This window comes from Kribbella qitaiheensis, from assembly GCF_042657745.1.
GTDB lineage: Bacteria > Actinomycetota > Actinomycetes > Propionibacteriales > Kribbellaceae > Kribbella > Kribbella qitaiheensis.
In genome coordinates, this window is the sequence record NZ_JBHSKE010000025.1 from 204,539 (window position 1) to 211,245 (window position 6,707).

Annotated in this window: 8 protein-coding genes; 5 read left to right on the top strand and 3 right to left on the bottom strand. The window is 67.8% G+C overall.

The features are described 5' to 3' along the window. Positions 1–88: 88 nt before the first annotated feature. Positions 89–1,210, top strand: a complete 1,122-nt coding sequence (locus tag ACFPJ1_RS20965; protein WP_380106174.1) for an SMP-30/gluconolactonase/LRE family protein — start codon at positions 89–91, stop codon at positions 1,208–1,210. A 47-nt stretch (positions 1,211–1,257) separates the two neighbouring features. Here the strand turns inward: ACFPJ1_RS20965 and ACFPJ1_RS20970 are convergent, their stop codons facing one another. Both ACFPJ1_RS20970 and ACFPJ1_RS20975 read right to left on the bottom strand, forming a co-directional pair. Further along, a complete protein-coding gene (locus ACFPJ1_RS20970; protein WP_132291282.1) occupies positions 1,258–1,551 on the bottom strand; it encodes an HU family DNA-binding protein in 294 nt (97 codons plus the stop codon). A gap of 162 nt (positions 1,552–1,713) precedes the next feature. Further along, entirely contained in the window at positions 1,714–2,511 is a 798-nt protein-coding gene (locus ACFPJ1_RS20975) for a phytanoyl-CoA dioxygenase family protein (RefSeq protein WP_380106176.1), read from the bottom strand. Between the two features lie 72 nt (positions 2,512–2,583). Here ACFPJ1_RS20975 and ACFPJ1_RS20980 point away from each other — a divergent pair, with 72 nt between their 5' ends. The 4 genes from ACFPJ1_RS20980 to ACFPJ1_RS20995 are packed head-to-tail and all read left to right on the top strand — an operon-like array spanning position 2,584 to position 5,871. Continuing rightward, on the top strand, positions 2,584–3,459 hold the full coding sequence (locus tag ACFPJ1_RS20980) for a helix-turn-helix transcriptional regulator (protein ID WP_380106178.1): 876 nt from the start codon (positions 2,584–2,586) through the stop codon (positions 3,457–3,459). Positions 3,460–3,494: 35 nt separating this feature from the next. Next, the gene (locus tag ACFPJ1_RS20985) at positions 3,495–4,511 is read left to right on the top strand and encodes an LCP family protein (protein ID WP_380106180.1); all 1,017 of its coding nucleotides are present in this window, start codon (positions 3,495–3,497) and stop codon (positions 4,509–4,511) included. 23 nt (positions 4,512–4,534) lie between these two features. Further along, entirely contained in the window at positions 4,535–5,350 is an 816-nt protein-coding gene (locus ACFPJ1_RS20990; RefSeq protein ID WP_380106181.1) for a YndJ family protein, read from the top strand. Continuing rightward, the gene (locus ACFPJ1_RS20995) at positions 5,347–5,871 is read left to right on the top strand and encodes a DUF1990 family protein (protein ID WP_380106183.1); all 525 of its coding nucleotides are present in this window, start codon (positions 5,347–5,349) and stop codon (positions 5,869–5,871) included. Before ACFPJ1_RS20990 ends, ACFPJ1_RS20995 begins: the two co-directional genes overlap by 4 nt. A 478-nt stretch (positions 5,872–6,349) precedes the next feature. Here ACFPJ1_RS20995 and ACFPJ1_RS21000 read toward each other — a convergent pair whose 3' ends face one another. Continuing rightward, positions 6,350–6,460 (bottom strand): tyrosine-type recombinase/integrase, encoded by a 111-nt coding sequence (locus ACFPJ1_RS21000; RefSeq protein ID WP_380106194.1) that lies wholly within the window; start codon positions 6,458–6,460, stop codon positions 6,350–6,352. Between the last annotated feature and the right edge of the window lie 247 nt (positions 6,461–6,707).

Sequence of the window (6,707 nt, forward strand, 5' to 3'; positions counted from 1 at the left end):
TGACCTATTGTTGAATGCACAACCAGCCGCTACGTCGGCTTTCGGGAGCGTCGAGGCGGCTCAGGTCACCCAGAGGAGGACACCCGCCATGCAACGCCCACTGCCAAGACAGGTCGGCCGCGCGCTCGCAGCGACTCTCGGCCTCCCCGCACTGCTCCTAGGCAGCCTCACCGCCTCCGCCTTGACGACTGGCGCCGCCACCGGCGGCCCTGCTGTCGGTCCAGCTGTCGGCTCCACCGTCAAGACCAGCGTCGACGACGGCAAGTGCGACAAGATCAGGTTCGGCACCAACGAGGCCAACGCAACCACCAGCGGATCGACGATGGCCAGCACGGTCGCCTACACGGCCGCCGGCCACTCGGTCCGCTTCCCGGCCCACTTCGACCTCCCGGCCGGCTTCCAGCCGGAGGGCATCGCGATCGACCGCGCCGGCAAGGCGTACTTCGGGTCGCGGGTCGACGGTGACATCTACAGGGCAGATCTCCGGACCGGCAACGGCCGGGTGATCAGCCAGGGTCCCGGCACCGCGTCGCTCGGCATGAAGGTCGACCAGCGCGGCCGGCTGTTCGTGGCCGGCGCGGCCGGCGGCGACGGCCGGGTGATCGACACCCGGACCGGCAAGGTGCTCGCGAGCTACAAGTTCACCACCGCGACGCCGACCTTCGTGAACGACGTCATCCTGAGCAAGGACGCGGCCTGGTTCACCGACTCGCGCCAGCCGGTGCTCTACAAGGTCCCGCTCGGCCGCCACGGCAAGCTGCCCGGGCAGTCGGCGGTCCGGACCCTCCCGCTCTCCGGCGACTATAAGCACGACGCGGCGGGCACCAATGCGAACGGGATCTCCCTCACCCCTGATGGCCGGGGGCTGATCATCGTGCAATCCGTGACCGGACTGCTGTTCCGGGTCGACCCGCGGACCGGCGTCACGAAGCAGGTCAATCTCGGCGGCCTCCTGATGACCGCCGGCGACGGACTCCTGCGCTCCGGCGACACCCTGTACGTCGTACAGAACCGGCTGAACCAGATCGCCGTGCTGGACCTGAACAACTCCGGCACCAGGGGCCGGCAGCTCCGGACGATCACCAGCACCGACTTCGACGTACCGACCACCGCGGCGTTCTACGGCAAGCGCATCTACCTGCCGAACGCCCGCTTCAGCACCCCGCCCACCCCGACCACGCCGTACTGGGTGACGGCAGTCCACCGCTGACGGACCTCTGCTCTGCCCTCCACCTGGAGGGCAGAGCAGTGCGCTTCTCAGGAGACGGTGCGGAGGTTGCCACGGGCGGCGGCCTTCAGGCGGCTGCCGCAGGAGAGGCGGACGGAATAGCCGGCCGGGATGGACAGCGGCTCGCCGGTCTGCGGGTTGCGGCCGGTGCGCGGCGCGCGCAGTACCCGCTCGATGCTCAGCAGGCCGGTCAGCGAGACCTTGTCGCCCTTGTGCACGGCCTCGGTGACGACGTCGCCCAGCGCGTCGAGGACCTTCTCGGCCTGGTTCCGCGGGATGCCCGCCTTGGCTGCCACGCCGGCGACCAACTCGTTGCGATTCACGGCTCTCCTCAGACTCGTACCGCCCGGCCGATACCCCAAACGTCGGCCCGATCAGTCGGGAAAGACCTTAACCGAAATGATTGTCGTTAGCGAGAGTGGTCCGGAATCCGGGCGATCAGCGGCCGTTCTCGTCAGAGTCCGCCTGGTCCAGCGGCCGTCTGGTCAGAGGCCGTCATGGTCGTGCCAGTGGTACTGCCAGCGGGCATCGACCGGCGCGGTGCTGAGTTGGTAGCGGATGTCGGTCGACAGGCGGGTGGTTCCGTCCGGGTCGACGTTGTCCAGGGCCGCATGGACGGTGTGGGCGGTGTGGATGACGACGTCGCCGGCCGCGTAGTCGGTGACCAGCCAGCGTGCGTCGTAGTCGTCGGCCAGTGACGGCAGATCGGCCGTGATCGAGGCTGCCGGGCGCTTCAAGGTGCCGGCGGCCTCCTCGCGCAACACCCGATGGTGACTGCCCTCCAGGTATGTGAGCCCGCCGAGCGTGACCGGGCAGTCCCCGAGCGGGATCCAGGCCGACAGCACGCGATCCGTGCCCTCGCGCAGGTAGACCAGGTCATAGTGCGCCTGCGTGGCGAACCCGATCCCCCGTTCCCCGGGCGACGTCTGCCGGATGATCTTCCGCTTGTGCAGAAAGGTCTCACCGCCGAGGAACCACTCGAACCAGCCGCGCAGCGCCGGCTGCGCGCAGAAGGCCGCGTACTCCGGCCCGGGGACAACTTCGCCGAACAACACCTTCCGGAAGGCGGCCCGCTCCACGGCGCCCTCGGTGCGGTCGAAGTAATACCTCCTGAACTCCAACACCTCTTCGGGATCGAGCAGGCCGCGCAGGTACAGGTAACCGTCGCGCACCAACCGCGCCCGCAACGCCTGCCGATCGTGACGCTCGTCGTCCGGGACGGGCTCCAACTCACCCAACCGCCCCGCGGACTCATCCAGCACATACCCATTGGAAGTCAGCACCGTTCCATTTCAGCGGGTCGCCGACTGGATCGTGAATGGACTCGAGCAGGCAGTTCTTGGATTCTTGTCACCATGACCAACTGGTCGAACTACTTCACACCAAGCCAGGCCCAGCGTGAACTTGGACTTTTCTGCCTAGGAGCCGGAGAACAGGAGAACCGGCCTGGCGCCAGCCCCGAACGCGCACTCGGCTGCCACGCCCTGGTCCTCGTCCGCCACGGTCGCGGCCACCTCCTGCACGGCGCAGACCGGGTGCTGCACGTGGTCGAGGCGCCGGCACTGCTGTGGCTCTTCCCTGGCGTCCTGCACGGCTACCGCCCGTCCACCCGCTGGCAGCAGTCGTGGACCTTGTTCGGCGGCCCGGCTGCCGAGGCGCTCACCTCGCTCGGCTACCTGGACGCGGCACACCCCGTACGCCGGTACGCCGACTCCCGGGCTGTCGAAAGGGCCTTCGCCAAGGTCCTCCGGGTCACCCGCGGCGGCGAGCGCAGTACCGACGTACAGGCTGTGGCCGCGCTCTTCGAACTCATCGGGGTCGCGGCGCAGGACGATTCCGGCGGGGACATCGTCGAGCGATTGCGGGGGTTGGCCTGTCGTCCGCTGTCGATCCAGCAGTACGCCGAGGTGCTGCGGCTGAGCGTGCACGACCTGCGGGAGGGTGTCCGGTCAGCGGCCGGGGTGACGCCTCAGGAGGTGATCTTGACCACGCGGCTGAACACGGCGAAGGCGTTGCTGGCGGAGACCGACGCGCCGGTGGCGGCGATCGCGCGGGAGGTCGGGTACGAGGATCCGGCGTACTTCAGCAGGTTGTTTCACCTCCCGCGTCGGGCAGTCGCCGCGCGCGTTCCGGCGGATTGGTTCGCTCGCGGGGTCGAAATGGTCCTTTTGATCGAGGCGATGCCCACGCACGGTCTGAAAGTATCGGGTGAAGACCGTTCGGGCGACTGACGCGGGAACGACCCGTGGTTCGCTACGGTCGTCCCATGAGTCAACCGCAGCCCATCGATCCGCGCTTCGTCAGCCGGACGCCCGTCCGGCCGGCCAAGAAGCGGCGCAACTGGTTCGGCCGGATCATCGGACTGATCGTCCTGCTGTTCCTGCTGGTGCTGATCAGCGTCCCGCTCTACGCGTGGGGCAAGATCGACAAGGTCGACGCCATGCCGGCCGGCGCGCGCCCGGCAGAGACCCCCGGCACGACGTACCTGCTGGTCGGCTCGGACAGTCGCGAAGGCATGACGCCGGCCGAGCGCGCCAAGCTGCACACGGGCAACGCGGCCGGTCAGCGGACCGACTCGCTCATGTTGCTGCACGTGCCCGAGTCCGGACCGACCGCACTGATCAGCCTGCCGCGGGACAGCTATGTGCCGATCCCGGGCCACGGCCGGAACAAGATCAACGCCGCCTTCGCCTTCGGTGGCCCCAAGCTGCTGATCCAGACCGTCGAGGGGGTCACCGGCCTGCGCGTCGACAACTACGTCGAGATCGGCTTCGGCGGCTTCGCCTCGATCGTGGACAGCGTCGGCGGCATCAAGATGTGCTTGCCCAAGGCAATGAAAGACAAGGATGCGCACATCAACCTGCCGGCCGGCTGCCAGCAGCTCGACGGCGAGAACGCGCTCGGCTACGTCCGCGCCCGCAAGTCCGACCCGCTCGGCGACCTCGGCCGGGTGCAGCGGCAGCGCGAGATGATCGGCGCGATCGCCCAGAAGGGCGTCTCGCCGGCCACCATCCTCAACCCGGTCCGCTACTACAAGCTCGGTACCGCGAGCGCCGACGCCCTGACGATCGACGAGGGCACCGGTCCGCTCGACCTGTTCAAGTTCGCCCGCGGCATGAAGGCTGTCGCCGGCGGCGGTGACGGGGTCACGCTGACCGTGCCGATCTCGGACAACAACCTCAGCACGCCGCACGGCTCGGCGGTCAAGTGGGACACCGCCAAGGCCAAGGCGCTCTTCCAAGCCCTGAAGGAAGACAAGACCAGCACCCTGAAAGCCAGCTAGTGGCCTGCAGCGAAGGGCGCTAGGTGCTGGTTCTGGTCCACCTGGTCGTGAGCCTCGGGATGGTGGTGATCGTCCCGCTCGGCCTCGGCCTGGTGGACCTGCCAGGCAGTACTACGGTCCGCCGCTGGTGGCTCGTCGTCGCCGTACCCGGCGTGGTGTCGCTCTGGCTGGATCGGGGAGCACTCTCGATCACGCTGGCCGCGATCTACTTCGCCGGGACGCTGGCCCTCGTAGTACTGGCTGCTGCTGACTTCCTGCGGCGGAAACGCCTGCGGGCGCGGGAGATCGCGCTATACACGGCGCTGGTGACTCCGTCGATCGCGGCGTTGTCGCTGGTCGCAGAGCGTTCGTCGTACGAATTGTTCGGCTTCAGTCTGACGGTGTTGTCGTTGACGGTGGCGCACTTCCATTTCGCGGGGTTCGCCGCAGCGTTGATCGCCTGCCTGGTGGTGGGTTCCGCGAGTGGGCGGGCCGCGACCGCCGCGGCGATCAGCGTGCCGTTGGGGACCGGGATCGTGCTGGTCGGGTTCTTCCTGGGTGATCCCGTCGAGTTGCTGGGCGCCGTGGTACTGACGGCTGGGATGTGGTTGGTCGGGTGGGCGTTGTGGCGGCAATCCCGGGAGATGGCGGATCAGGCTGGCCGGGTGTTGTTGATCGTGTCAGCGTCGGTGCTGGTGGTGACGATGCTGCTGGCCCTCTCCTGGGCGCTCGGGCACGTGGCCGACACGCCGTACCTGCCGGTGGAATGGATGGTGGCCACGCATGGCCTCGCGAATGCGGTTGGCTTTGCCTTGTGTGGGTTACTGGCCTGGCAACGGGTGAAGGAGAGGGTCGGATGAAGCTGGCGGATCTCGCGGGGCGCAGGTTCAGCTACGACGTGGTGGGGTCGACCCGGTTCGACGAGACGCCGCCTGGCTACCACCGGCTCGAACTGCGTACCCGGATCGGCGATGGTGACGACTTCTTCCGTCGCGCGGGCGAGGCGCTGATGACGTGGAAGATGCACAACAAGGCCGGCGTCCGGATCAAGGCCACTGACAGCCCGGCAGTGATCGGCGCGAACTCCCTGGGGCGGCTCGGCATCGGCTCACTCGGTCTGCCCGTGCTGTGCAGGGTGGTCTGGGTCGTCGACGAGCCGGACCGGATCGGCTTCGCCTACGGGACGCTCGAAGGTCACCCGGAAGCCGGCGAGGAGTCGTTCCTGGTCACCCGCGAACCAGACGGCATCTACTTCACCCTCCGCGCCTACAGCCGCCCCGGCACCTGGTACACCCGCCTCGGCGGCCGCGCCACCCGCACCGCCCAGTCCATCTTCGCCCGCCGCTACACCACGGCACTCCGCCGCCTCGCCACCCGCTAGGCAAAGCCAGGCGACTCCGGCCGAACCGCATGAGACCCGCCAGGCAACTCTGGCCGAACCACCCGAACCGGCTGACCCCCGCCCCACTCAACGCCCGTCCTCGCTAGAAGCGGCCGCGAGTAGTGGGTTCGGGGACTAAGCGGGGACCTTGAACAAGAAATGACGTGTCCCCGGTCCCGACTTCTTGTTCACACCCCCCACAGCCATACCCCTCACTTGGGCTGGCGAACGGCCTGCGACAACGTAAAGGCCCCGCAAGCTCATACCTTTGCGGGGCCGAGTCATTTGTACCAAGGGTCTCAACCTGCGCAAGTGACCAACACACCAACCTAAGAAGGCGATCCAACAGCGGGGCGTCATCGACCCCATCGCCCACGGTCGCCCGGTGGTTGCAGTTGTGGTTGCAATCGGGGTCATCTTGCTCAGCCCCACAGCGCTCGCCCCATGCGATCGGCAGCGTCACGTGCCAGCCGTGCGTTTACCGCTTCGTTACAGCGAGGGACGAGCGGCCAAAGATCTTCTGGACCACGCGGACATCTACACCCTGTTCGAGCAGACGAGTTGCGGCGGTGTGTCGTGCGTCATGCAGGCGACCGTAAGGTGGTCATGGAGTGGGACGAAGGTGGCGAGCACTTCGTGGAAGAGCAGAGCATTTCAGGCTAACCGTGCCCTCGCAGTCCCACCGGTTGCGACTGTCGCACTTCGCGGTCTAGTGACGACGGACGAAGGACGTGAGGCTCGGCAGGCGACAGTACCTCGGGTTCACTGATCGGAACCGTCCAGGAAGCGCCGCGCCTCGGCCAGCCCACCGTCCCAGTCGGCGCGCACCTGCGCCA

Bases quoted from the DNA above. Each gene is read 5' to 3' on its own strand.
- ACFPJ1_RS20965 (WP_380106174.1), top strand. From the start codon at position 89: ATGCAACGCCCACTGCCAAGACAGGTCGGCCGCGCGCTCGCAGCGACT.
- ACFPJ1_RS20980 (WP_380106178.1), top strand. From the start codon at position 2,584: ATGACCAACTGGTCGAACTACTTCACACCAAGCCAGGCCCAGCGTGAA.
- ACFPJ1_RS20985 (WP_380106180.1), top strand. From the start codon at position 3,495: ATGAGTCAACCGCAGCCCATCGATCCGCGCTTCGTCAGCCGGACGCCC.
- ACFPJ1_RS20995 (WP_380106183.1), top strand. From the start codon at position 5,347: ATGAAGCTGGCGGATCTCGCGGGGCGCAGGTTCAGCTACGACGTGGTG.